Here is a 23,339-nt window from a genome sequence, read left to right on the forward strand (position 1 = left end):
TCTCAGGGCTCGTCAACCGCGCACGGGCGGCGCAGCCGCCTAGAACCCCAGGCGGCCCAGCTGTTTCGGGTCGCGCTGCCAGTCCTTGGCCACCTTGACGTGCAGTTCGAGGAAGATCTTGGTGCCGAGGAGCTTCTCGATCTGCAGCCGCGCCTTGGTCCCCACCTCGCGGAGGCGGGCGCCGCCCTTGCCGATCACGATGCCCTTCTGGGACGGGCGTTCGACGTAGAGCAGGGCGTGGACGTCGAGCAGTTCGCCCTGCTTCTCGGTGCGTTCCTCGCGGGGGATGATCTCCTCGATGACCACGGCCAGGGAGTGCGGCAGTTCGTCGCCGAGCCCCTCGAGCGCGGCCTCGCGGATGAGTTCCGCCATCAGCGTCTCTTCGGGTTCGTCGGTGAGCTCGCCGTCCGGGTAGAACGCCGGGCCCTCCTCCATCTTCGACGCGAGGACGTCGACCAGCACCTCCACCTGCTCACCGGAGGCGGCGGACACGGGCACGACATCCGTCTCGGGACCGAGGAGCTTGGACACGGCCAGCAACTGCTGCCCGACCATGTCCTTGCTGACCTTGTCGATCTTCGTGACGATGCCGACGAGCGTGGTCTTCGGCGCGATCTGACGGACCTGCTGCACGATCCACCGGTCGCCGGGGCCGATCTTCTCGTCCGCCGGGATGCACAGGCAGATCACGTCGACCTCGGAGTAGGTGTCGCGCACGAGGTCGTTGAGGCGCTGGCCGAGGAGCGTCCGGGGGCGGTGCAGACCCGGGGTGTCGACGAGGATCAGCTGCGCGTGGTCGCGGTGCACGATGCCGCGGATGGTGTGGCGGGTGGTCTGCGGACGCGACGACGTGATCGCGATCTTGCTGCCTACCAGCGCGTTGGTCAGCGTGGACTTGCCCGTGTTGGGCCGTCCGACGAAACAGACGAATCCGGAACGGAATTCGGTTTTACTCATGTTGCTCCTCGATCACGGATCCATCGGTTCGCGCGAAGACGACGGCCGCCTGCGCACTGACTTCGTGTAGGGCGGCGATGCCCGGGTCTTCCGGGCTGCCGCCGATCACGACTGCGGCCTCGAAACCCTCGGCGCCACTCGACACCGCCGCCGCGACGGCCGCCTGCAGCGCGGTCAGCGGCAGCGCCGTCAGCGCGACCGCGCCCGCCGAGTAGGTGCGGCCGTCGAGATCGCGGACCGCGGCACCCTGACCACTTCCGGTGCGGCCGAACGCTCCTCGCGCGAGCACGACCAGTTTGGCGTCTTCGTCGCCCAGTTCAGTCATCGTCGCCCTCCCGGTCGCCGTCGCCACTGTCGTCGTCCTCGTCGATGGGGGCGCGTTGCACGAAGACCGTGCTGATGCGCACCCGTCCGCGCACGTCGGGTGAGCCCTCGCCGCGCAGGACGAGACCGTGCGACACGACCTCCGATCCCGGGAGCGGCACCCTGCCGAGTTCGTAACCGATGAGCCCACCGACTGTTTCGACCTCGTCGTTCTCCACCTCGATGCCGAACAGTTCCCCGAGATCCTCGATCGGCAGACGCGCGGAGACCCGGTACATGCCGTCGCCGAGATCCTCGACGGGCGGCGTCTCGTCCTGGTCGTATTCGTCGGCGATCTCACCGACGATCTCCTCGATGACGTCCTCGATGGTGACGAGCCCGGCGATTCCGCCGTATTCGTCCACCAGAACGGCCATATGGTTGCGGTCGCGCTGCATCTCGGCGAGCAGGCTGTCGAGGGGCTTGGAATCGGGCACGAACACGGCGGGCCGCATCACGTCGCCGACGCGGACGCTGCGTCCGCCGTCGCGCGAGTGGTACGTCTCCTGCACCAGATCCTTGAGGTACACCACCCCGAGCACGTCGTCGACGTTCTCCCCGATCACGGGGATCCGCGAATGTCCGCTGCGGACGGCCAGCGACGTCGCCTGTCCGGCGCTCTTGTCGTTCTCGATCCACACCATCTCGGTGCGCGGCACCATCACCTCGCGGGCGGACGTGTCGCCGAGTTCGAACACCGACTGGATCATCCGGCGTTCCTCGTCGGCCACCACGCCGCGTTCCTGCGCCATGTCGACGAGTTCGCGCAGTTCGATCTCGGAGGCGAAGGGCCCGTTGCGAAACCCCTTACCCGGGGTGATCGCGTTACCGATCAGGATCAGGAGGCGACTGATCGGGCCGAGCAGGGTTCCGATGACCTGCAGGGGAAACGACGTGATCAACGCGATCGAGTAGGCGTGCTGACGACCGAGCGTCCGGGGGCCGACCCCGATCACCACGTAGTCGACGAGCACCATGATGATCGCGGTGAACGTGAGCGCCCACACGGGCTCGAGGAGATCGGACAGGCCACCGACGAGCACCACCGTCGCCGTGATCTCGCACAGGATGCGCAGCAGCACCATGAGATTCACGTAGCGGGGGCGATCCGACAGGATGCGGAGCACGCGGGTGGCGCCGGGGCGATCCTCCTTCGCCATCTCCTCGATGCGCGCGGACGAGATCGTGTTGAGTGCGGAATCGACGGCGGCGAAGACACCACCGAGCGGGACGAGGACGATCGCGAGGACGATCAGCGCGATGGCGCTACTCACAGAAGACCCTTCACGTGGCGGTTACTGGTCCGGTGAGTCGAAGAAGCCGGCCTTGCCGAGCAGCTTCTGATCCCGGGCAGCGAGTGCGGCGTCGCGTTCGGCCCTGCGCAGATCCTCGTACCAGTCCTCGAGCAACTGGTTCTGCAGGCCGAACATCTCCTTCTCCTCCTCCGGTTCGGCGTGGTCGTAGCCGAGGAGGTGGAGCACACCGTGCACGGTGAGCAGAGCGAGTTCGTGTGCGAGCGGGTGATCGGCCTTCTCGGCCTGGTCCGCGGCGAAGGACGGGCACAGCACGATGTCACCGAGCATCGACGGTCCGGGCTCGGGCGAGTCCGGGCGACCGCCGGGCTCGAGCTCGTCCATCGGGAACGACATCACGTCGGTGGGACCGGGCAGGTCCATCCACCGCATGTGGAGGTCGGCCATGGTGGCCGAGTCCACGAGGACCATCGACAACTCGGCCGCGGGGTGCACGTCCATCCTCGCGATCACGAAGCGGGCAACGCTGATCAGCTCCTCTTCGGAGACGTCCATGCCCGATTCGTTCGAGACTTCGATGCTCATGTGTGTCGCTTCCTCCTGGTTCCGGCGACACTCACCCTACCGTCGCGGAGAACGCGAGTGCGCCGCTCTACGCTGTGCGCGGTTCCCGAGCTCGACCTTGCCGTCCCGGTCCGCCTCGAAACGCTCGTACGCGTCGACGATGTCGGACACCAGCCGGTGCCGGACCACGTCGCTGCTGTTGAGTTCGGCGAAGTAGATGTCGTCGATGTCACCGAGGATCTCGGTGGCCGCGCGGAGCCCGGACCGGGCACCGCCCGGCAGGTCCACCTGCGTGACGTCGCCGGTGACCACGACCTTGGAGCCGAAGCCCAGACGGGTGAGGAACATCTTCATCTGCTCGGCGGTGGTGTTCTGCGCCTCGTCGAGGATGATGAACGCGTCGTTGAGCGTGCGGCCACGCATGTACGCCAGCGGCGCCACCTCGATGACACCCGACTGCATCAGCTTCGGGATGGCTTCGGGGTCCATCATGTCGTGGAGTGCGTCGTGCAGCGGGCGCAGGTACGGATCGATCTTCTCGTGCAGCGTGCCGGGCAGGAACCCGAGCCGCTCGCCCGCCTCGACCGCGGGGCGGGTGAGGATGATCCGCGACACCTGCTTGGTCTGCAGGGCCTGCACCGCCTTCGCCATGGCGAGGTAGGTCTTGCCGGTACCGGCGGGCCCGATGCCGAACACGATGGTGTTGGCGTCGATCGCGTCGACGTAACGCTTCTGGTTCAGCGTCTTCGGCCGGATCGTCTTGCCGCGTCGCGACAGGATGTCGAGGGTCAGGACCTCGGCGGGTGATTCGCTCAGCCCCTGCGTGAGCATGCCGACCGTGCGACGCACCGCGTCGGGGGTCAGCGGTTGCCCGCGACCGACGATGGAGCCCAGTTCCGCGATGACCCGTTCCGCGAGCGCGACGTCGCCGGGCCGTCCCGTCAGCGTGACGGCGTTGCCGCGTACATGGATGTCTGCGTCCAGGACCCGTTCGAGAGCGCGCAGATTCTCGTCGGAAGAACCGAGGAGAGGCGGGACCGTTTCGGGTGGGAGATCGATACTCGAACGCACGGTGCGTTCCGCCGGACGCGTGGCGCCGAACGTCTCGCCGTTCTGGTCTTGTTCGCTCACGTGAGGAATATGGCCTTCTTCCCGGTTCCTGGTCGGTCACGACGGTCGTCGTGATGAGGGAAGTCTATCGCTCGCAGGTCACAGCGCCCACCCGATTACGCGACGCCGTCACGACTTCGGGACCTCCGGATGCTCGCGCAACCAGTGCCGCGCCTCGTCCACGACGCGTGCCTGTCGGCCGGCGTCAGCCGGAGAACTCGCCGGCGTCGGACAGTAGGGCGTCCCGCGAGATCTTCCAGCAGTCGGTCTCGGGATTCAGGAACGCGTAGTGGTCTTCGCCCTCGACGACATGCAGCGCGACCGGATCCCCGGCCGCCCGCGCGACCTCGCTGTACCGCACACTCACCTTCGCCGGAACCTGCGCGTCCTCCGTGCCGTGCACGCACACCACCGGCACCCCGGTGGGGATGCGGTGCCGTGGGGACGCGGCGCGGTACCGATCGGGGTCTTCGTCGAAGGGGACGCCGAGGAGATCCTCGAGGTAGCCGATCCGCCGGCCCCGCTCCCCCGGGGACGCGAGGTCGAGGGCGCCCGCCTGGGACACGACCCGCTCCGGCCGGACCGTCGTCTGCCTCTCCCCGGCGAGCCACACGGCGAGCTGTCCACCGGCCGAGTGGCCGACGACCCGGACCTTCGACAGGTCGAACGGGACGGGCGACTGCTCGGCGACCGGACCGACGATCGCGTCGAGGGCGGCGAGAACGTCGGCGGACATCTCGTCCCACCGGCCGCCCGCACCGAGCCTGCGGTATTCGATGTTCCAGACGGCGACGCCGTGGCGGGCGAGGTCGACCGCGAAGCTCGTGCCCAGGTTCAGGTGGTACTTCCCGCTCCAGAAACCGCCGTGGACGACCATCACCACCGGGACCGCGGCGGCCACGGGATCCTCGGGCGGGTAGAAGTGCCCGAACTGCTGCGGTTCGGTTCCGTAGGCGATGCGAATGCGGTCCACGGACAGTCAGGCTAGCGGGGCCGCGCCCCAGCGGTCCGTGAGGACACCGATGGCGCCCAGCGCGACAGCCGCGGCGGTCGAGGTCCGCAGAACGTGCGGACCGAGCAGCACCGGGACGGCGCCGGCGTCCGTCAGCGCGGCGATCTCCTCGTCGGAGATACCGCCCTCCGGGCCGACGACGAGCACGATCTCGGCCGCCGAGCGCAGCGGAAGCTCGGCGAGGCCCTGGGTGGCCGCCTCGTGCAGCACGGCGACGACGCCGCCGCGGCCGACCACCTCACGGACGACGGCGAGCATCCCGGCGGTGCGGTGCAGTTCCGACACCTCGGGGACGATCGCCCGCCGGGACTGCTTGGCGGCGGCGAGAGCCGCGCCACGCCAGCGAGCGATACCCTTCGCGACCTTGGGGCCCTCCCACCGCGCCACGCAGCGCGACGACTGCCACGGCACGATCGCGTCGACCCCGGCCTCGGTGGCCAGCTCGACCGCCAGCTCGGACCGCTCCGCCTTCGGAAGCGCTTGCACCACAGTCACACTCGGCGACGGCGCCGACACCTGACGACGCTCGTGAACGGTGAGTTCGAGCCGGTCCTTACCGGCCCCCGTCACCTCGGTGTCGGCGAGACCACCCCGGCCGTCGGCCAGCACGATCCGCTCCCCGACACCGATCCGGCGCACCGTCGCGGCATGCCTGCCCTCCGGGCCGTCCAGGACCGCGGTGCCCCCCACCTCGGGCAGCGGGTCGAGGAAGAAGACCGTCGCCGCCACGGTCAGCGACCGCTGAACGCTTCACGCAGGCGTGAGAACAATCCGCCGCTGTGCTGCGACTGGGTGGAGACGACCTCGGCGACGTCGCGGTCGCGCAGGTCCTTGAGTTCGCGGAGAAGCTTCGTCTCCTTGTGGTCGAGGCGCGACGGAACCACGACCTCGAGGTGGGCGTGCACGTCGCCGCGGATGCCGGAACGCAGCTTCGGCATGCCGTGCCCGCGCAGGACCGTCACCGATCCCGGCTGGGTTCCCGGCTCGATGGTGATCTCCTTGGGTCCGTCGATGATCGTGTCGATCGTCACGGTCGTGCCGAGGGCGGCGTCGATCATCGGAACCCGGATCGTGCAGTGCAGGTCTTCGCCGTCGCGCACGAACACCTCGTGCGCCTGCTCGACCACCTCGACGTACAGGTCGCCTGCGGGTCCGCCACCGGGGCCGACCTCGCCCTGCGCGGCGAGCCGGATCCGCATTCCGCCTGCCACGCCTGCGGGCACCTTCACCGTGATGTCGCGGCGGGCGCGCACCCGGCCGTCGCCGCCACACTTGTGGCAGGGGTCGGGGATCGTCTCGCCGGCGCCGCGGCAGGTGGGACACGGCCGCGACGTCATGACCTGGCCGAGGAACGAACGCTGCACCGACTGGACCTCGCCCGCGCCGCCACAGGTCTCACAGCGCACCGGCTTGGAATCGCCGTTGGTGCCCGCACCGGTGCAGCTGTCGCACAGGATCGCCGTCTCGACGGTGACCTGCTTGCTCACGCCGGTCGCGCATTCCGCCAACGTCAGCCTGGTGCGCAGGAGTGAATCGGCGCCCGGCTGGACGCGGCCGCGCGGCCCGCGGCCTGCACCGCCTCCGCCGCCGAAGAACGCTTCGAACACGTCGCCGAGGCCGCCACCGAAACCGCCGCCGAAGCCGGCACCGCCTCCGCCGCCACCCGAGGAGAGGGGGTCGCCGCCGAGGTCGACGATGCGACGCTTCTCCGGATCGGACAGCACCTCGTAGGCCGTCGAGATGTCCCGGAACCGGGCCTGCGCCGCCTCGTCGGGGTTCACGTCGGGATGCAGTTCCCTCGCAAGCTTGCGGTACGCGCGCTTGAGCTCCTGATCGGTCGCCTTCTGATCGACGCCGAGCGTTGCGTAGTAATCCCGTGCCACGTTGAGTCTCTCGTCCTTCTCTACTTCGTTATCTCGCTACCGGTACCTGTGCTCGCCCCACGGCGGCGCTGTCGCCGGGGCCGGCCGTCACCGCTCGGCGAGCACCTGGCCGATGTATCTCGCAACGGCTGCCACCGACGCGATTGTTCCCGGATAGTCCATTCGGGTGGGTCCGAGCACGCCCATTCCGCCGAGCACGGTGCCTGCCGCACCGTAGCCGGTCGAGATGACGGAGGTGCCGCGCATCTGCTCCACCTGGGTTTCCTCACCGATCCGCACCGTCACGGTGCCCGCGTCCTGCGTGGCGGCCAGCAGTTTGAGCACCACCACCTGCTCCTCCAGCGCCTCGAGGACCGCGCGCAGCGAACCGGGGAACCCGCTGATTCCCGAGAAGTCGGCGGCGTTGCGGGTCAGGTTCGCGGTACCGCCGAGGACCAACCGCTCCTCGGGATGCTCGACGAGCGTTTCCACCAGCACGGTGGCCGAACGGATCACGGCGTCGCGCAGATCCTCCGGGGCCTCGTCGGCGAGTTCCGAGACGGCGATGGACGCCGCCGCCAGCCGTTTCCCGTCGAGGGCGCCCCCGAGCAGTCCGCGCAGCCGCGCCAGGTCCTGGTCGTCGAGCACGTCGCCGAGTTCGACGATGCGCTGATCCACTCGACCCGAATCGGTGATGAGCACGAGCAGCAGGCGGGCAGGCGTCAGCGCGACCACCTCGAGGTGCCGGACCGACGACGCCGAGAGTGTGGGATATTGCACAACCGCGACCTGGCGTGTGAGTTGCGCGAGGAGGCGCACACCGCGCCGGAGAACGTCGTCCAGGTCGACCCCGGACTCGAGGAAATCGAGGATCGCGCGCCGCTCCGCCGTCGACAACGGCTTCACGTCGGCGATGCGGTCGACGAACTGCCGGTAGCCCTTGTCCGTGGGAACACGGCCGGAACTCGTGTGCGGCTGGGCGATGTAGCCCTCGCTCTCGAGGAACGCCATGTCGTTGCGGACCGTCGCACTGGATACACCCAGGTTGTGCCGCTCGACCAGCGCCTTCGATCCCACCGGCTCCTGGGTCGAGACGTAGTCGGCGACGATGGCGCGGAGAACCTCGAACCGTCTGTCGTCCGTACTCGACATCGCCGTCCACCTCCAGTTCTCGATCATCACGAGCAGCGGCGTCACCGAACCTTCGTTCGGATCGGCCGCCACATCCCCTGAGCTACGTGCAGATGCACGTGCATCTCGGCTCGGTCCAGTCTAATCGCCGCGCCGCCGATACCGGTTCAGGCCTTACTGTGGTGACCGGAGACGAGCAGAGGCAACGACCACGGGCGGATGACGAGGCGATGATTTTCAAAGGTGTCATGGACGGCAAGCCGTACCCGGACCACGGGTTGTCGCTGCGCGACTGGTCCAAGATCCCACCCCGGCAGGTGCGGCTGGACGAGATCGTCACCACGACGAAGGTTCTCGAGCTCGACCGGCTGCTGTCCGAGGACTCGACGTTCTACGGCGACCTGTTCCCGCACGCGGTCCAGTGGCACGGGGTGCTCTACCTCGAGGACGGGCTGCACCGGGCCGTGCGCTCGGCACTGCGAAACCGCGTCGTGCTCCACGCCCGCGTCTTCGACTACGACGAGATGCCCGGCATCGTCACCGCCTGAGCGGTCGAGGGCTGAGCGTCAGCGCAGCACCGTCCGGACCACGGCGTCGGCGAGGAGCCGCCCGCGGTCGGTCAGCACCAGGTGCTCGCCCTCGCGCACCAGCAGTCCGTCGGCCACCACGGTCTCGGCGGCGCGCCGCTCCGCGGCATCCAGCTCCGCCACCGGTAGTCCCGTCCGCAGCCGCGCGGTGAGCATTACCCGCTCGACGTGGACGTCCTCCGTGGTCAGCTGTTCGCTCCCACCGACGGGCAGACTTCCCGCAGCCAGCTGGTCCGCGTAGCGCGCCGGGTGCTTGACGTTCCACCAGCGCACACCGCCGACGTGGCTGTGCGCGCCCGGCCCGGCGCCCCACCAGTCCCCGCCGTCCCAGTACCCCAGGTTGTGCCGGCAGCGTGATTCCCCCGTCGCGGCGTCAGCCGATGCCCAGTTCGACACCTCGTACCAGGTCAGGCCCGCGTCGGCGAGCCGAGCGTCGATGCGCTCGTACCGCGACGCCAGGACGTCGTCGTCGGGCGCGGGCAGTTCGCCGCGGCGCACCTTCCTCGCCAGCGCGGTGCCGTCCTCGACGATCAGGGCGTAGGCGGATACGTGGTCCACCCCGGCGGACAGCACGGCGTCCAGCGAGAGGTCGAGGTCCTCGTCGCGCTCCCCCGGAGTTCCGTAGATGAGGTCGAGATTGACGTGCTCGAATCCGGCGGCCCGCGCCTCCTGCGCCGCCGCCACCGCACGTCCCGGTGTGTGGGTGCGGTCGAGCACCTTCAGGACGTGTTGCGCCGCCGACTGCATGCCCAGTGAGATCCGCGTGAATCCGCCGGCGAGCAACCGCTCGAAGAACTCCGGCGACGTGGACTCCGGGTTCGACTCGGTGGTCACTTCGGCGCCCTTCGCGAGGCCGAAGCTCGAGCGGACCGCACCGAGAACGTCCGCCAGTCCGTCGCCGCCGAGGAGTGACGGTGTGCCACCGCCGACGAACACCGTGTCGACGGCCGGGGCGCCCGTCATCTGCGCGGCGAGGTCGAGTTCGCGGCGCAACCCCTCCATCCACGACTGCGGCGACGCCGACGTCCCCAGCTCGCCTGCCGTGTATGTGTTGAAATCGCAGTATCCGCAGCGTGTGGCGCAGAAAGGCACGTGGACGTAGATCCCGAACGGGCGGCTCCCCACACCTTTCAGGGCACTCCCGGGCAGCGCGAATGCCGCCGCCTCGTCGCGACCGACCGTGGTAGTGCTCGTTCCGTTCACCCTTACAGTCTCCATGGTCGGCTCACCTCCGGTGTCCACCCGACTGTCGCGGGCCCCGCCTCGTGATATTTCCCGCAAAAATGGTGGAAATCGGTGCCCGGCTCTGCGTGAGCGATCTGACGTGGCACAATGGTCGACATGACCGGACCCGGAGTGCGACTTGTGGCGCGTCGTCACGTCGATCTCAAGCGTGTCTGCAGCTGTTGTTGTCTGCCCTGTATCGCGCAGTAATTCAGCCTGTCAGCCCGTTCATCATTCTTCTCGACTTCCGGCCGGATTCGAATGCCCCGAGCGAGGACCAGCCCTCCTCCTCGGCCTCAGCCGGTGCATCTTGAGATTCAGGAGTGCTCCATGACGTCGACCACCGACGCCTCCCCCGCTGCCGTCGACGCAGCCCCCGCGCGTACGCGCACGGCGAAGCCGGCCCGGCGACGCGCCGAAGGCCAGTGGGCCCTCGGCTACCGCGAGCCCCTCAACGCCAACGAGCAGGCCAAGAAGGACGACAACCCGCTCAACGTCCGGGCCCGCATCGAGAACATCTACTCGAAGCAGGGCTTCGACAGCATCGACAAGGGTGACCTGCGTGGCCGCATGCGCTGGTGGGGTCTCTACACCCAGCGCGAGCAGGGTTACGACGGCACCTTCACCGGTGACGAGAACATCGATCTGCTCGAGGCCAAGTACTTCATGATGCGGGTCCGCTGCGACGCCGGCGCCCTGAACGTCGAGCAGCTGCGCACCCTCGGCGGCATCTCCACCGAGTTCGGTCGCGACACCGCCGACCTCTCGGACCGCGAGAACGTCCAGTACCACTGGATCGAGATCGAGAACGTCCCGGAGATCTGGAAGCGCCTCGAGTCCGTCGGCCTGCAGACCACCGAGGCCTGCGGCGACTGCCCGCGCGTGGTGCTCGGCTCCCCGCTGGCCGGCGAGTCCCTCGACGAGGTCCTCGACCCCACGCCCGCGATCGACGAGATCGTGCGCCGCTACATCGGCAAGCCCGAGTACTCCAACCTGCCGCGCAAGTTCAAGACCGCCATCTCCGGCCAGCAGGACGTGGTGCACGAGATCAACGACGTCGCGTTCGTCGGCGTCAACCACCCCGAGCACGGCCCCGGCCTGGACCTGTGGGTCGGCGGCGGCTTGTCCACCAACCCGATGCTCGCGCAGCGGGTCGGCGCCTGGGTGCCGCTCGACGAGGTGCCGGACGTGTGGGAGGCCGTGGTCTCGATCTTCCGCGACTACGGCTACCGCCGGCTGCGGTCCAAGGCGCGGCTGAAGTTCCTGATCAAGGACTGGGGCATCGAGAAGTTCCGCGAGGTGCTCGAGACCGAGTACCTGAAGCGGAAGCTGATCGACGGCCCGGCACCGGCCAAGCCGGAGCGCCCGATCGACCACATCGGTGTGCAGAAGCTGCGTAACGGGCTCAACGCGATCGGCTTCTCCCCGATCGCGGGCCGGGTGTCAGGCACCATCCTGACGAAGGTTGCCGAGGCGGTGGCCGCCGTCGGTTCCGACCGCGTCCGCTTCACCCCGTACCAGAAGTTGATCGTGCTCGACGTGCCGGACGACAAGGTCGAATGGCTGATCGACGAGCTCGAGCCCCTTGGGCTGCACGGGCGTCCGTCGCACTGGCGTCGAAACCTGCTGGCATGCAGCGGCATCGAGTTCTGCAAGCTGTCGTTCACCGAGACCCGCAAGCGTTCGCAGGTGCTCGCGCCGGAACTCGAGGAGCGCCTGGCGGACATCAACGCCAACCTGGACGTGCCGATCACGGTCAACATCAACGGCTGCCCCAACTCCTGCGGCCGGTCCCAGATCGCCGACATCGGGTTCAAGGGCATGCTCGTCGACGACGGTGCGGGCAACCAGATCGAGGGCTTCCAGGTGCACCTGGGCGGCAGCCTCGGCCTCGACGCCGGTTTCGGCCGCAAGCTGCGCCAGCACAAGGTGACCAGCGGGGAGCTGGGCGACTACATCGAGCGCGTGGTGCGCCAGTTCGTCAAGCACCGCAACGAGGGCGAGCGATTCGCCGAGTGGACAGTCCGAGCAGAAGAGGAGGACCTGCGATGAGCGTCGACCTTTCCAGCGTCACCGAGGACGACCTGAGGGAACTCGCCGTGAAGGGGGCGTCGAGTCTCGAGGGTGCGTCCGCGCGGGAATTGCTGCAGTGGACGGAAGACACGTTCGGGGCCGGGGCGAGCGAAGCGACGGGGTATCGGAACAGCTACATCGTCGCCTCGAATATGCAGGACGGCGTTCTGGTCCACCTCGCCGCCCAGGTTCATCCCGGCGTGGACGTGCTGTTCCTCGACACCGGCTACCACTTCGCGGAGACTATCGGCACCCGTGACGCCGTCGAGCAGGTGTACGGCGTCAACGTCATCAACGCGCGCGCCGAGGCGAGCGTCGCAGAACAGGACGCGGCGGAGGGCAAGGACCTGTTCGCCCGCGAACCCAACCGGTGCTGCGCGCTCCGGAAGGTCGCCCCGCTGAAGAAGACCCTCTCCGGCTACAAGGCCTGGGTCACCGGTATCCGGCGGGTCGAGGCCCCCACGCGCGCCAACGCCCCACTGATCTCGTTCGACGACGCGTTCGGTCTGGTGAAGATCAATCCGATCGCGGCGTGGTCCGACGAAGACATGCAGGCCTACATCGACGAGCACTCGATTCTGGTGAATCCGCTCGTCGACGAGGGCTATCCGTCCATCGGGTGCGCTCCGTGCACCAGCAAGCCAGCCCCCGGCAGCGATCCGCGCAGCGGACGCTGGGCCGGTCAGGCCAAGACAGAATGCGGGTTGCACGCCTCATGACCATCGACATCTCCACTTCCCTCGCCGAATCCGACGTCCGGCCGCAGTTGGACGGGTCGCAGTTCGACACGCTCGACGCGCTCGAGTCGGAAGCCATCCACATCTTCCGTGAGGTCGCGGGCGAGTTCGAACGCCCGGTGATCCTGTTCTCCGGCGGCAAGGACTCCACGGTGCTGCTGCACCTGGCGATCAAGGCGTTCTGGCCTGCACCGCTGCCGTTCGCGCTGCTGCACGTCGACACCGGACACAACCTGCAGGAGGTCCTCGACTTCCGCGATCACGTCGTGTCCAAGTACAACCTGCGCCTGCACGTGGCGAAGGTCGAGGACTACCTGGCCGACGGCCGGCTCACCGAGCGCCCCGACGGGATCCGCAACCCGCTCCAGACCGTTCCCCTGCTCGACGCCATCGCCGAGAACCGTTTCGACGCGGTCTTCGGTGGTGCTCGACGCGACGAGGAGCGCGCCCGGGCAAAGGAGCGCATCTTCTCGCTGCGCAACAGTTTCGGCCAGTGGGACCCGAAGAAGCAGCGCCCCGAACTGTGGAACCTGTACAACGGCAAGCACTCCCCCGGTGAGCAGGTCCGCGTCTTCCCGCTCAGCAACTTCACCGAACTCGACATCTGGCGGTACATCGCCCGTGACAACGTCGAACTGGCCAGCATCTACTACGCGCACCAGCGCGAGGTGTACCAGCGCGACGGCATGTGGATGACGCCCGGTGTGTGGGGCGGACCGTCCGAGGGTGAGGACCTGCAGACTCTGTCGGTGCGGTACCGCACCGTCGGCGACGGGTCCACCACGGGCGCAGTTCTTTCCGAGGCCGGCGACAACGAGGCGATCCTCGCCGAGGTCGCAGCGTCCCGGCTGACCGAGCGCGGCGCAACCCGTGGCGACGACCGAGTTTCCGAAGCGGCTATGGAAGACCGCAAGCGAGAGGGCTATTTCTGATCATGAGCGACCTTCTGAGGCTTGCCACCGCCGGCAGTGTGGACGACGGCAAGTCGACCCTCGTCGGCCGTCTGCTGTACGACACGAAATCGGTTCTCGCAGACCAGATCGACGCCGTCACCCGGGCGTCGGTCGACAAGGGGCTGTCCACCCCCGACCTGTCCCTGCTGGTCGACGGCCTGCGCGCGGAGCGTGAACAGGGCATCACGATCGACGTGGCGTACCGCTACTTCGCGACACCCAACCGCACCTTCGTGCTCGCGGACACCCCCGGCCACGTGCAGTACACCCGCAACACCGTCTCCGGCGCCTCCACCGCGCAGTTGGTGATCCTGCTGGTCGACGCGCGTAAGGGCGTCATCTCGCAGACCCGCAAGCACGCCGCCGTGCTCGCGCTGCTCGGCGTGCCGAAGCTGGTGCTCGCGGTCAACAAGATCGACCTGGTCGAGAACCCCGCCCAGGTGTTCGCGGACATCTCCGAGGAGTTCAACGCGCTGACCACCTCGCTGGGGTGGGCGTCCGAGGACGTCGTGGAGATCCCCGTCTCCGCGCTGCACGGCGACAACGTGGCCGTCCGCTCCGAGAACACCCCGTACTACAACGGCCCCACCCTGATCGAGCACCTCGAGTCGATCCCGGTGGACGCCGAACCGCACCGCGTCGGCCTCCGTTTCCCCGTGCAGTACGTGATCCGTCCCCGGACGGCGGAGTTCCCGGACTACCGCGGGTACGCGGGACAGGTCGCCGCCGGCGAGGTGACCCCGGGCGACGAGGTCGTGATCCTGCCGTCCGGTGTCCGCACCACGGTCACCCGCATCGACACCGCGGACGGCGAACTCGACAGCGCCCACGCCGGCCGCAGCGTCACTCTCGTGCTGGCCGACGACGTCGACGTCTCCCGCGGCGACGTCATCGCCTCCCCCGCCGACGCCCCGGAGCCGCTCGGCGAGTTCGACGCGACGGTCTGCTGGCTGGCCGAGAAGCCGCTGCGTCCCGGCGCGCGCCTGCTGCTCAAGCACGGCACCCGCACCACGCAAGCCATCGTCGGCACGCTCGTCGAACGTTTCAACGAGCAGGAACTCACCTCGGAGCCCAGCCCGGAGTCGTTGGAACTCAACGAGATCGGCAGAATCTCGGTGCGCGTCGCCGAGCCGATCGTGGCGGACGACTACACCGTGAACCGCCACACCGGCAGCTTCCTGCTGATCGACCCGGCCGGCGGCAACACGCTCGCGGCCGGCCTCGTCGGAGATGCCATCGCAGCGGTGGAGCTCGGCGAGCGCGTCTAGTGCGATGACCCCGCTGATCGCTGTCGCCCACGGCAGTCGCGAGCCCCGCAGTGCGCGGGTGGTGGCGGCTGCCGTGTCGGCGCTCCGGGCGCAGCGACCGGACCTCGACGTCCGGCTGTGCTTCCTCGACCTCAACGCGCCGTCCGTGGACCAGGTGCTCGACGCGGTCGCCGCCGAGGGGCATTCCACCGCCGTGGTCGTGCCGATGCTGCTGGGCAGCGCGTTCCACGCCCGCGTCGATCTTCCGGCTCTCCTGGACGCCGCCCGTCTCCGTCACCCCCACCTGCACGTCCGGCAGGCGGACGTTCTCGGGCACGATGCGCGGCTGGTCGAGGCGGTCCGTGACCGCATCGGCGAGGCCGGCGGTTCCGTCGGCGAGTCCGGTCTCGGTATCGTCCTCGCCGCGGTCGGCTCGTCCGACCCGGCCGCGAACGACCGAACCCGTGAGCTGGCCGAATCGGTCGCCGCGGGCACCCGATGGTCGGGAGCGGTGACGTGCTTCGCGACCTCGGCGGAACCGACGGTGCAGCAGGCGATCTCGACGCTGCGGCAGGCCGGTGCCGCGCGCATCGTGATCGCACCGTGGTTCCTGGCTCCGGGACTGCTCACGGACCGGTTGAGCCGTGCGGCGGAATCCTGCGGACCGGGCATCACCTACGCGGCCACCATCGGACCGCACCCCCGGCTGCTCGACGTCATGCTCGACCGGTACTCACAGACACACACGGAGCTGCAGCGGTACCGGGCACTGTCGGCCTGAGCGCGTCGATCACCGCACGCCCGGCGTCCCGGCTCCCGACCGCTATCCGCGCGTCGCCATTGGGGTAGGTGCGCGCGTGGATGCCGGCACGGGCGAGAGCGTCACCGACTTCCTCTCCGGGGATGTACAGGAAGTTAGCCTGACTGCGCGGGACCGGAATTCCCATCGCCCGCACCGTGCGCCACAGTTCCTCCCGTTCGGCGACGATGGCAGCCACCCGGGTACGGAGCTCGTGCTCGGCGGCGTACGACGCCGTGACCGCGGGAACGGCGGCGCTGCCCATCCCGAACGGCAATTGCAGCGTTCGAATCGTCCGCGCCAGAGCCGCATTCGCGAAGCCGAAACCGATACGCAACCCGGCCAGACCGTACGCCTTGGAGAACGTTCGCAGGAACACGACGTTCTGATGTTCGGCGATGATGCGATGCACGTCCAGGACCAGTCGGCGGTCGACGAACTCCACGTAGGCCTCGTCGAGGACGACTATCACCCGGTCCGGCACACGACGGAGGAATTCCGCCAGCTCGGCGGTGTCGACGAGCGTCCCGGTGGGGTTGTGCGGGCGGCAGACGACGACGAGCCGGGTGCGGTCGTCGATCGCGGCCGCCATCGCGGCCAGATCCTGCCCGCCGTCCGGGAGAATCGGTACCGGCACCGCGTCGAGTGCCGCGATGCGCGCCATGATCGGGTACCCGTCGAACGTCGGGGCGGTGAACACGATCCGCTCCCCCGGCCCGGCGACCGAGCGCATGATCTGCAGTGCGACGCCGGTGGCACCGGCGCCCACGACCACCTGATCGGCGTCGAGCCCTTCGTGATCCGCGATGACCTCGATCAGCCGTTCGGGCAGGAACTCCGGATACCGATGCGCCCGGCGCATCACACCGTCGAGCGCGTCGAGCACGGAGGGCAACGGGGCGAACGGGTTCTCGCTCAGCGCGAGATCGAATCTCACACCGGGTCCCGCGATGGTCGGCGTCGTCATCTCACACCCCCGCCGGGGCGGCGCCCCATCGAATCGCCCCGGCCCCGGCGAAGTCGCCCGCGTGCGCGAACGCGGACATCATCACCAGCGAACCGTTGGGGATGCGGCCTGCCCGGTTCTCGATGTCGAGGGTGACGGGGATCGCGGCGCCGAACAGGTTCCCGCATTCGTCGAACGTGTCGGGGTGTCGTTCCGCCGGTAGCTCGAGTGCGTCCCGCCAGTTGCGGAGGAACAGCCGGTTGGGCTGGTTGGTGACCAGGGTGTCGATCGCGTCCGGGGTGATGCCGATCTGCTTGCACACCGCGAGCGCCACCTCGGGGACGAGCCGGTTCCCACGGGCGAAGACCTTCGCGATCTTCGATTCGGTGAACCCGATGTGCAGTTGGCCGGTGCCCGCCTCCCAGTACTTGCGGGGCGGATCGACGGCGGCCGTCATGTCCCCGGCGAACTCGGGGTAGGTCCGGCACTCGAGCCCGAGCACCGGCGCGGCCTCCGACTTCACCAGCAGGCATGCGCCCGCGCCGTCACCGGGCACCGCCGACTGTGCCAGCGCGCGCACGTCCGATTGCGTGAAGATCTGGCCGGCGCTGTTCTGCACCGACACGATCAGGGCGGTCGACGCGTCGCCGGTCTGCATGATCTGACGTGCCAGTTTGATCATGTACACGAACGACGCGCAGCCGCCGTTGTGCAGGTCCACCACCCAGTCCGGGGTGATTCCCATCCGGCGCGCGAGTTCTCCGCCGGTGCCCAGGATCGGGACGTCGGGCAGCTGGGTGTGGGTGATGAGAATGTCCACGTTGGCGACGAGTTCGGAACCGTTCCGCTCGACCAGCGGGGCGATCGCACGTTCCGCCATGTCGACGGCGTTCTCGTCGCTCGCGATGTGGTGGCGGAATTTCGGCGCCCGGAACATGATGTTCTCGGCGAGCCGGTCGGTGGCGGCGAACTGGGCGAAATAGTCCGCTCCCACCCGGTTCTCGGGTAGGTAGCCGGCAATGTCGATCAGGCTGACGGTGTCCATGTCTCACTCACTCATCCAGGTCGGGGTCACGGGCAGGTCGTTCGCCCACCGGTATTCGCAGATCGCCTTGAGATTGCTCATCTCCAGTTGGTGTCCGGCGGCGAACATGTCCCAGAAGTCGCCCACCCACGGAACCCGGTCCGCGGGGGCGGTCTCGGGGGAGGGATTGTCGTCGTAGAACGGATGGTGGCAGTTGGTCCACAACACGACGGATCCGTCGACGTCCAGGACCGTGCGCGCGTCCACCACCCGCATCAGATACACCATCCACAGGTGTTTGCCCTGGTCCCAGGCGCAGTGATAGTCGACGGTCATCGCGGCCGGGTGTGCCACGGTGCGCGTGTAGATCTCGGTGGTGTCACCCAGTCGGTCGTACGCGAGCCACAGCCCGGGTTCTCCGGCCGGGGTGAATCCCCGGAGGCTGTACGTCCATTCCTCGAGGCTGCGGGTGTGGGAGAGGTAGCGGAACACCTCGTCCGGCGGGCAGTTGATGTATTCGTTGACAGTGCAGTACTTTCCGAACACCTGGTCGTGCGGATACACCGACCGCAGCATGTCCATGATGATCGGTGTCGTCGCCTGACGGTCGGAGGTCTCGATGCGGACGAGGCCGGGCAGGTCGGCGGGAAGGTCGGGCAGCGGGGTGATCTCTCGAGCGGTCATCGGCGGGCTCCTTCTCGGGATTCGGATCTCTCGGTCGGCTGTCGGGCGGGCAGGAACGGCAGGAACGGCGGCAACTCGTCGGCGTCGCAGGCGACTTCGATGACAGCGGGCCCCGCCGAGTCGGCCGTGGCGCGGAGAGAGTCGGCCAGGCCGGCGGGCGTGTCGACCGTGTGGGACGGCAAGCCGGGGAACAGTGCGCCGACTCCCGCCGCGATGTGGGCGGGACGAAACCGGCTGTAGGTGTAAGCGCCCTCGAAGTACACCTGCTCGCGGGTCAGGCACATCGCGTGGGCGTTGTTGTTGAACACGACGAACGTCACCGGCACGTCGTACTCGACCGCCGTGTGGATCTCGAGCCCGTGCGCGTAGAACGCACCGTCGCCGGCGATCACGAACGTGCGGCGGCCGCGCGAGAACGCGGAACCGATCGCGGCGCCGAACGTGTAGCCCATCCCGCCCATTCCCAGTGCCACCACGAACCGACCTCCGGCAGTAACCGGAAGGCGATGCACCACAGCGGCACCCGTGTTTCCGGCGTCCGCGAACACGTCGGCACCCGCAGGCATCACCGCGGAGAGCGCCTTCACCGCGTCCGTGTAGCGCAGGCCCGACGTGCCGGACGACGGCACGTCGATCGGGGTCGGATCGCACTGGGCGACGGGCGCACGCGAGGCCGCCGGTCCGATTTCGGTGACGAGCCCACGCAGCGTCGCCCGCAGATCCCGCGTCGGCACGTGACGGGCCTGCAGATACGGCTTCGCCGAGCCGACGCTGTACACCAGCGTCTTCTCGAGCACGGCATCCAGACCTCCCCGTGCCATCACCGGCAGTCGTGTGCCGACGAGCAGGCAGACATCGGAATCCTGCAGTGCGTCGACCACATCCGGATTCCCCATCGCGCCGGTGACCCCGAGCCGCCCGGGCGCACCGGGATCGAGCACGTCCCTCGCGTCGGGCGTGACGGCGACCCGGGCACCGAGCACGCGCACGAGTTCCGCGAGTTCCGTTCGCGCGCCGGCTCGCGCGACCTCGTCGCCGGCGATGACGGTGATCCGGCCGTAGTCGTCGCGCAGGGCTTCGGCGAGCCGCACGACGTCCGTCGTGGTGGTGTGGGATACCGTCGAGACCGCTCGAGCCGGTTCCGGGAACTCGCCGACCTCCTGCTGAATGTCCTTCGGCAGCAGGAGAACCGCCGGTCCACCGCGACGCGCGGCGGCCAGCGCCTCGGCGAGCTGGCGTTCGAGGTCGAGCGGCGACTCGACACGCGCACAGTACACGGACACCTCGCCGAACAACCGGGTCGCGTCGATCGACCCCGCCAGTCCACTCGTGTCCTGGAATGCGCCCATCCCTTCGAGCGTCGTCGGCGGTTGCCCTATTAACGCCAGAAGCGGCACACGGGACGCGAATGCCTCACCGAGCCCGGCGATCACATTGAGCGCGCCCCCGCCCGACGTCGCCGCGACCACCCCGATCCGGTTCGAGGTCCGGGCATACCCGTCGGCCATCGTCGTCGCCGAGAACTCGTGTTTGGCGACGACGCCCTCGACGTCGCGGGAGCGATGCAGCGCGTCGTACAGGTCCTCGATGTTCGCGCCTCCCACACCGAAGACGTGCTCGACCCCCTCCGCGGCCAGCGCCGAGACGATGTAGTCGGCGACGCGCATGGTGCGACCGGTTTTCCGTGGCTCGTGATCCGTGAGATTCATCGGCAGACCCCCGTGTCGTGGATCGGACGGGGCGACCTGCGGTCACCCACTGGATATACACACGAACCACGGACCGGTCGGGTTCACCGGTGGCAGAACATTTTTCCGGAAACGTTCGTGACGAACGAAACACGGCGGTGGAGCGAGCAGGAGGTACGAAAACCGACCCGACTCCGTGGCAGCCCGCTCACAACGCCGTGGTCAGCAATACCTGATGGTCGTCGTCGGATCGGACGTCGATGCTCGCGATCGCGTCGACGGGCAGGCTGGTGGTGGCTGTGGGCCGCACCGTCCTGCCGGCCTCACCGGTCCAGGTGGCCAGTGTGGTGACCACTCCGGAGCGGTCGGTGACGGTCAGCGCGTACCCCTCGGTGTCGGCGCCGTAGCGACCGTCGCCGGGCCACGTGTCCTCGTAGGAGCACTCGACGAAGATGACCGTGCCCCAGGACGTCGACGCGACGGATGCGCTCGCGGTGATCGTCGTCGGGACCACGGGCGTGAACACCGTCTCGGTGGTGTTCGCGCGGTCCGGGAGGGGCATGGCCGTCACCGGGGCGGCCGGTCGGTGGTCCTGCGTCACCAGCACCCCGACGGGGACGGCGACGGCGACCACGGCGGCCGCCGCTGCGAGGGCCGTCGCCGCTCGCCGGTAGCGTCTGCGCCGCTGCACCGTGCCCACCAACTGGGTCAGCACACGCGGTGCGGGCGACTCCTCGTCCTCGGGCACAGCGTTCCCGGGCAGCGTGCCGAACGCCTCTTCCGGTGTGATCAGGGCCAGCAACCCGGGCATGCCCGCCAGCTCGGACACGGCCTGCGAGCACTGTGCGCAGTGGGCGAGGTGGGCCTCGTATTCGCGCCGATCGCTCGGGGACATCGCACCGAGCACGTATGCGGCGTCCCAGCGGACGTAGGGATCCTCATGCGACTCGAAGTCGTCGAACGTCATCGGGTCACCCCCATTTCCTGCAGAGCCAATCGAAGGGCCCGCAATCCGTAATGCATGCGGGATTTCACCGTTCCCTCCGGTATTCCGAGTTCGTCGGCGATCTGGTTGGTCGACATTCCCCGGTAGTAGCCGAGCACGAGAACCGCACGATGGTCGGGACTGAGCCGGGCCAGCGCATCACCCATCATCCAGGCGTCGAGAGCGCCGTCCGAGCTGTCCGGTGCAGCGCGTTCGGGTGTGGAGCTCATCCCGATCTCACGTTGGGAGCGGGCGCTGCGGTGCTCGTCGAACACGAGGTTCCGGGCGACCGTGAACAACCACGCCCGAGCCGACGACTCCGACTGGTCGAGCACGTTCGGATGCTTCCAGGCTCGCAGCAGTACCTCCTGCACGATGTCCTCGGCGCGGGCGCGGTCGCCGGTCAGCCGCAGGGCATACCGCCACACTGCGGGGGCATGCTCCTCGTACAGGGCGTGCATCAGCTCCGTCTGGGCATCCGGCATCGGTCACCACCTCCCAGCAGTACACACGGTTCACCCGCGCCTCCGGTTCACCGCGCCACCGAAACACAGGGAAACCCCAGGTGAGCCGGGTCGCAGCGGCCGAAAACCCTTGGCCCGTACATTAGGAGGTGTTCAGTGCCACGGCGGCGTGGACGAGCGCCTGGAACGCCTTCTCGTCGATCGTGTCGCCCTCGTGGAAATCGATGGCACGCCGGGTGTTGCCTTCGAGGCTGGAGTTGAAGAGTCCTGACGGGTCGTCCAGCGAGGCGCCCTGGGCGAACGTCACCTTCACCGCCTTCTTGTACGTCTCACCGGTGCAGATCATTCCGGCGTGCGACCACACCGGCACCCCTCGCCACTTCCACTCCTCGACGACGTCGGGGTCGGCCTGCGTGACGAGGGCACGGATCCGGGCGAGCGTCTCGCCCCGCCAATCACCCAGCTCCTCGATTCGCGCATCTATCAACTGCGAGGGAGAGTCACCTCCGCCTCCCTCTTCCGAGCCGCTCGTCCGCTTCTTCATGGTGGGCTGTCGCGCTCCTTCTGGCTGTTGTTGCTCGCAGGTCACTCGAGTATCCACGCCGACCGCCTCGATCGTGCCGGGATCGGCTGCCGACCGATTTACCTCTGGCGCGTCGGCGCCGTCCTGGACCAAACTGGAATGGAGGTGAGGAGCACCCCCATGAGCACAGCACGGATTCGACGCGGCATCGTGGCAGGCATCGACGGATCGGACGGCGCGCTGGAAGCGGCGGCGTGGGCGGCATCCGCGGCGAGGCGCTTCGAGGAGCCGCTGCGCCTCGTCCACGTGCTACCCAAGCATCCGAATTCCGCGGACGGTCACCCCGAAGGGGACGAGTTCCTCGACGCCGCCGAGCGCATCGTCCTGGACGGGCAGCAGGACCTGGACGTGGAGCGCAGCACCCACCCCGGTCCGCCCGCCCACGCGTTGGTGGAACTGTCCAAGACGGCCCGGATGCTGGTTCTCGGGCCCGCGGCCACGAGTGAGATGAAATCGGTGGTTGCCGGTTCCGATGTCGTGCGGGTGTCGAATCGAGCCGAATGCCCGGTCGTCGTCTGGCGCGGCATCCAGGGCCACGAGGTCAGCGAAACCCGGCCCGTCGTGGTGGGTGTGGACGGCAGCGAACTGAGCGACATGGCGGTGGCCCACGCGTTCGAGTTCGCGGCGTTCTTCGGTGCTCCCCTCGTCGCGGTGCACACCTGGGCCGAGCACTCCACCCTCGGTGCGTGGTACTCGGAGGAAAGACGCTTCACCGACTGGTCCGACCTGGTCCAGCACGAGGAGGCGTGGCTCGCCGAGAGCCTCGCGGGGTGGCACGAGAAATATCCCGATGTCGAGGTCACGCGCTGCCTCGAGCGTGGTGGGCCGATGAAGGTGCTCCTCGAGTACTCGTTCGGTGCACAGTTGATCGCGGTCGGCAGTCACGGGCGAAATCCGTTCACCGCGTCGATCGTGGGCTCGACGAGCCAGAGCCTCATCCACCACGCTCGGTGCCCGGTGCTCATCTGCCGAAAAGGCTGAACACCGGCAGGATCCGTTTCTCCCCTTTTCGATCAGCCTGATTCATATTCACGCTTCGCGGCGCCATTCCCCCGGCGAGGCGCGATCCGAATTCCTATGCCCGAACACTGCC

General features: G+C 68.4%; 25 protein-coding genes. 8 read left to right on the forward strand and 17 right to left on the reverse strand.

The genetic code is table 11. The features are described 5' to 3' along the window. Positions 1–39: 39 nt before the first annotated feature. From era to hrcA, 9 genes are all read right to left on the reverse strand, one after another. Positions 40–957: a GTPase Era gene (gene era, locus CJ177_RS37840; protein WP_095870173.1), complete on the reverse strand. Its 918-nt coding sequence runs from the start codon at positions 955–957 to the stop codon at positions 40–42. After that, positions 950–1,282 carry a hypothetical protein gene (locus CJ177_RS37845; protein WP_005247925.1) on the reverse strand — a complete coding sequence of 111 codons (333 nt, stop codon included), beginning with the start codon at positions 1,280–1,282 and terminating at the stop codon, positions 950–952. Before CJ177_RS37845 ends, era begins: the two co-directional genes overlap by 8 nt. Beyond that, a complete protein-coding gene (locus tag CJ177_RS37850) occupies positions 1,275–2,594 on the reverse strand; it encodes a hemolysin family protein (protein ID WP_061045286.1) in 1,320 nt (439 codons plus the stop codon). The genes CJ177_RS37845 and CJ177_RS37850 overlap by 8 nt, the downstream gene beginning before the upstream one ends. Positions 2,595–2,615: 21 nt before the next feature. Further along, positions 2,616–3,158, reverse strand: a complete 543-nt coding sequence (gene ybeY, locus CJ177_RS37855) for an rRNA maturation RNase YbeY (protein ID WP_005247928.1) — start codon at positions 3,156–3,158, stop codon at positions 2,616–2,618. A 36-nt stretch (positions 3,159–3,194) separates the two neighbouring features. After that, positions 3,195–4,268, reverse strand: a complete 1,074-nt coding sequence (locus CJ177_RS37860; protein ID WP_005247930.1) for a PhoH family protein — start codon at positions 4,266–4,268, stop codon at positions 3,195–3,197. Positions 4,269–4,452: 184 nt separating this feature from the next. Beyond that, a complete protein-coding gene (locus CJ177_RS37865; protein ID WP_095870174.1) occupies positions 4,453–5,220 on the reverse strand; it encodes a S9 family peptidase in 768 nt (255 codons plus the stop codon). 6 nt (positions 5,221–5,226) lie between these two features. After that, positions 5,227–5,988, reverse strand: a complete 762-nt coding sequence (locus CJ177_RS37870; protein ID WP_095870175.1) for a 16S rRNA (uracil(1498)-N(3))-methyltransferase — start codon at positions 5,986–5,988, stop codon at positions 5,227–5,229. Between the two features lie 2 nt (positions 5,989–5,990). Then, positions 5,991–7,142 carry a molecular chaperone DnaJ gene (dnaJ, locus tag CJ177_RS37875; protein ID WP_005247937.1) on the reverse strand — a complete coding sequence of 384 codons (1,152 nt, stop codon included), beginning with the start codon at positions 7,140–7,142 and terminating at the stop codon, positions 5,991–5,993. Positions 7,143–7,229: 87 nt separating this feature from the next. Continuing rightward, positions 7,230–8,273, reverse strand: a complete 1,044-nt coding sequence (gene hrcA, locus CJ177_RS37880; RefSeq protein ID WP_005247940.1) for a heat-inducible transcriptional repressor HrcA — start codon at positions 8,271–8,273, stop codon at positions 7,230–7,232. A gap of 209 nt (positions 8,274–8,482) precedes the next feature. Here hrcA and CJ177_RS37885 point away from each other — a divergent pair, with 209 nt between their 5' ends. Next, on the forward strand, positions 8,483–8,800 hold the full coding sequence (locus CJ177_RS37885) for a type II toxin-antitoxin system VapB family antitoxin (RefSeq protein WP_005261240.1): 318 nt from the start codon (positions 8,483–8,485) through the stop codon (positions 8,798–8,800). Between the two features lie 18 nt (positions 8,801–8,818). Here the strand turns inward: CJ177_RS37885 and hemW are convergent, their stop codons facing one another. After that, positions 8,819–10,042: a radical SAM family heme chaperone HemW gene (gene hemW, locus CJ177_RS37890; RefSeq protein WP_061045287.1), complete on the reverse strand. Its 1,224-nt coding sequence runs from the start codon at positions 10,040–10,042 to the stop codon at positions 8,819–8,821. 138 nt (positions 10,043–10,180) lie between these two features. On the opposite strand from hemW, the gene CJ177_RS49575 reads away from it, so the two are divergent. The 6 genes from CJ177_RS49575 (at position 10,181) to CJ177_RS37920 (ending at position 15,854) form a co-directional block, all read left to right on the forward strand. After that, positions 10,181–10,273, forward strand: coding sequence for an Ms4527A family Cys-rich leader peptide (locus tag CJ177_RS49575; protein WP_368681498.1), 93 nt, complete (start codon positions 10,181–10,183; stop codon positions 10,271–10,273). Between the two features lie 120 nt (positions 10,274–10,393). Next, positions 10,394–12,115 (forward strand): nitrite/sulfite reductase, encoded by a 1,722-nt coding sequence (locus CJ177_RS37900; RefSeq protein ID WP_005247948.1) that lies wholly within the window; start codon positions 10,394–10,396, stop codon positions 12,113–12,115. Next, positions 12,112–12,855: a phosphoadenylyl-sulfate reductase gene (locus CJ177_RS37905; protein ID WP_025432925.1), complete on the forward strand. Its 744-nt coding sequence runs from the start codon at positions 12,112–12,114 to the stop codon at positions 12,853–12,855. Before CJ177_RS37900 ends, CJ177_RS37905 begins: the two co-directional genes overlap by 4 nt. Then, positions 12,852–13,805, forward strand: a complete 954-nt coding sequence (gene cysD, locus CJ177_RS37910; RefSeq protein ID WP_005247951.1) for a sulfate adenylyltransferase subunit CysD — start codon at positions 12,852–12,854, stop codon at positions 13,803–13,805. Before CJ177_RS37905 ends, cysD begins: the two co-directional genes overlap by 4 nt. Before the next feature lie 2 nt (positions 13,806–13,807). Beyond that, positions 13,808–15,094, forward strand: a complete 1,287-nt coding sequence (locus CJ177_RS37915) for a sulfate adenylyltransferase subunit 1 (protein ID WP_061045288.1) — start codon at positions 13,808–13,810, stop codon at positions 15,092–15,094. A gap of 4 nt (positions 15,095–15,098) precedes the next feature. Beyond that, entirely contained in the window at positions 15,099–15,854 is a 756-nt protein-coding gene (locus CJ177_RS37920; protein ID WP_061045289.1) for a sirohydrochlorin chelatase, read from the forward strand. Here CJ177_RS37920 and CJ177_RS37925 read toward each other — a convergent pair. The 7 genes from CJ177_RS37925 to CJ177_RS37955 form a co-directional block, all read right to left on the reverse strand. Further along, a complete protein-coding gene (locus CJ177_RS37925) occupies positions 15,790–16,839 on the reverse strand; it encodes an aminotransferase class I/II-fold pyridoxal phosphate-dependent enzyme (protein ID WP_061697573.1) in 1,050 nt (349 codons plus the stop codon). The two genes, CJ177_RS37920 and CJ177_RS37925, sit on opposite strands and share 65 nt — an antisense overlap. Before the next feature lies 1 nt (position 16,840). Then, positions 16,841–17,863 (reverse strand): 3-oxoacyl-ACP synthase III family protein, encoded by a 1,023-nt coding sequence (locus CJ177_RS37930; RefSeq protein WP_095870176.1) that lies wholly within the window; start codon positions 17,861–17,863, stop codon positions 16,841–16,843. Positions 17,864–17,866: 3 nt separating this feature from the next. Then, positions 17,867–18,526, reverse strand: a complete 660-nt coding sequence (locus tag CJ177_RS37935; RefSeq protein WP_095870177.1) for an SRPBCC family protein — start codon at positions 18,524–18,526, stop codon at positions 17,867–17,869. Beyond that, entirely contained in the window at positions 18,523–20,235 is a 1,713-nt protein-coding gene (locus CJ177_RS37940; protein WP_095870178.1) for a thiamine pyrophosphate-binding protein, read from the reverse strand. The genes CJ177_RS37935 and CJ177_RS37940 overlap by 4 nt, the downstream gene beginning before the upstream one ends. Before the next feature lie 187 nt (positions 20,236–20,422). Next, positions 20,423–21,181 carry an anti-sigma factor gene (locus CJ177_RS37945; RefSeq protein ID WP_061045292.1) on the reverse strand — a complete coding sequence of 253 codons (759 nt, stop codon included), beginning with the start codon at positions 21,179–21,181 and terminating at the stop codon, positions 20,423–20,425. After that, positions 21,178–21,684: a sigma-70 family RNA polymerase sigma factor gene (locus CJ177_RS37950; RefSeq protein WP_005247969.1), complete on the reverse strand. Its 507-nt coding sequence runs from the start codon at positions 21,682–21,684 to the stop codon at positions 21,178–21,180. Before CJ177_RS37950 ends, CJ177_RS37945 begins: the two co-directional genes overlap by 4 nt. A gap of 121 nt (positions 21,685–21,805) precedes the next feature. Further along, entirely contained in the window at positions 21,806–22,207 is a 402-nt protein-coding gene (locus tag CJ177_RS37955) for a DUF1801 domain-containing protein (protein ID WP_025432928.1), read from the reverse strand. A 159-nt stretch (positions 22,208–22,366) separates the two neighbouring features. Between CJ177_RS37955 and CJ177_RS37960 the strand changes: the two genes are divergently transcribed. Beyond that, positions 22,367–23,227 carry a universal stress protein gene (locus CJ177_RS37960; RefSeq protein ID WP_005247973.1) on the forward strand — a complete coding sequence of 287 codons (861 nt, stop codon included), beginning with the start codon at positions 22,367–22,369 and terminating at the stop codon, positions 23,225–23,227. The last annotated feature ends 112 nt before the right edge of the window (positions 23,228–23,339 follow it).

Source organism: Rhodococcus sp. ACPA1, from assembly GCF_002300195.1.
GTDB lineage: Bacteria > Actinomycetota > Actinomycetes > Mycobacteriales > Mycobacteriaceae > Rhodococcus_F > Rhodococcus_F opacus.

Excerpts from the sequence above, each read along its gene's own strand:
- era (WP_095870173.1), bottom strand. The coding sequence starts at position 957 with ATGAGTAAAACCGAATTCCGTTCCGGATTCGTCTGTTTCGTCGGACGG.
- CJ177_RS37845 (WP_005247925.1), bottom strand. The coding sequence starts at position 1,282 with ATGACTGAACTGGGCGACGAAGACGCCAAACTGGTCGTGCTCGCGCGA.
- ybeY (WP_005247928.1), bottom strand. The coding sequence starts at position 3,158 with ATGAGCATCGAAGTCTCGAACGAATCGGGCATGGACGTCTCCGAAGAG.
- hrcA (WP_005247940.1), bottom strand. The coding sequence starts at position 8,273 with ATGTCGAGTACGGACGACAGACGGTTCGAGGTTCTCCGCGCCATCGTC.
- CJ177_RS37885 (WP_005261240.1), top strand. The coding sequence starts at position 8,483 with ATGATTTTCAAAGGTGTCATGGACGGCAAGCCGTACCCGGACCACGGG.
- CJ177_RS49575 (WP_368681498.1), top strand. The coding sequence starts at position 10,181 with ATGACCGGACCCGGAGTGCGACTTGTGGCGCGTCGTCACGTCGATCTC.
- CJ177_RS37900 (WP_005247948.1), top strand. The coding sequence starts at position 10,394 with ATGACGTCGACCACCGACGCCTCCCCCGCTGCCGTCGACGCAGCCCCC.
- CJ177_RS37905 (WP_025432925.1), top strand. The coding sequence starts at position 12,112 with ATGAGCGTCGACCTTTCCAGCGTCACCGAGGACGACCTGAGGGAACTC.
- cysD (WP_005247951.1), top strand. The coding sequence starts at position 12,852 with ATGACCATCGACATCTCCACTTCCCTCGCCGAATCCGACGTCCGGCCG.
- CJ177_RS37915 (WP_061045288.1), top strand. The coding sequence starts at position 13,808 with ATGAGCGACCTTCTGAGGCTTGCCACCGCCGGCAGTGTGGACGACGGC.
- CJ177_RS37920 (WP_061045289.1), top strand. The coding sequence starts at position 15,099 with ATGACCCCGCTGATCGCTGTCGCCCACGGCAGTCGCGAGCCCCGCAGT.
- CJ177_RS37925 (WP_061697573.1), bottom strand. The coding sequence starts at position 16,839 with ATGACGACGCCGACCATCGCGGGACCCGGTGTGAGATTCGATCTCGCG.
- CJ177_RS37930 (WP_095870176.1), bottom strand. The coding sequence starts at position 17,863 with ATGGACACCGTCAGCCTGATCGACATTGCCGGCTACCTACCCGAGAAC.
- CJ177_RS37935 (WP_095870177.1), bottom strand. The coding sequence starts at position 18,526 with ATGACCGCTCGAGAGATCACCCCGCTGCCCGACCTTCCCGCCGACCTG.
- CJ177_RS37940 (WP_095870178.1), bottom strand. The coding sequence starts at position 20,235 with ATGAATCTCACGGATCACGAGCCACGGAAAACCGGTCGCACCATGCGC.
- CJ177_RS37945 (WP_061045292.1), bottom strand. The coding sequence starts at position 21,181 with ATGACGTTCGACGACTTCGAGTCGCATGAGGATCCCTACGTCCGCTGG.
- CJ177_RS37950 (WP_005247969.1), bottom strand. The coding sequence starts at position 21,684 with ATGCCGGATGCCCAGACGGAGCTGATGCACGCCCTGTACGAGGAGCAT.
- CJ177_RS37955 (WP_025432928.1), bottom strand. The coding sequence starts at position 22,207 with ATGAAGAAGCGGACGAGCGGCTCGGAAGAGGGAGGCGGAGGTGACTCT.
- CJ177_RS37960 (WP_005247973.1), top strand. The coding sequence starts at position 22,367 with ATGAGCACAGCACGGATTCGACGCGGCATCGTGGCAGGCATCGACGGA.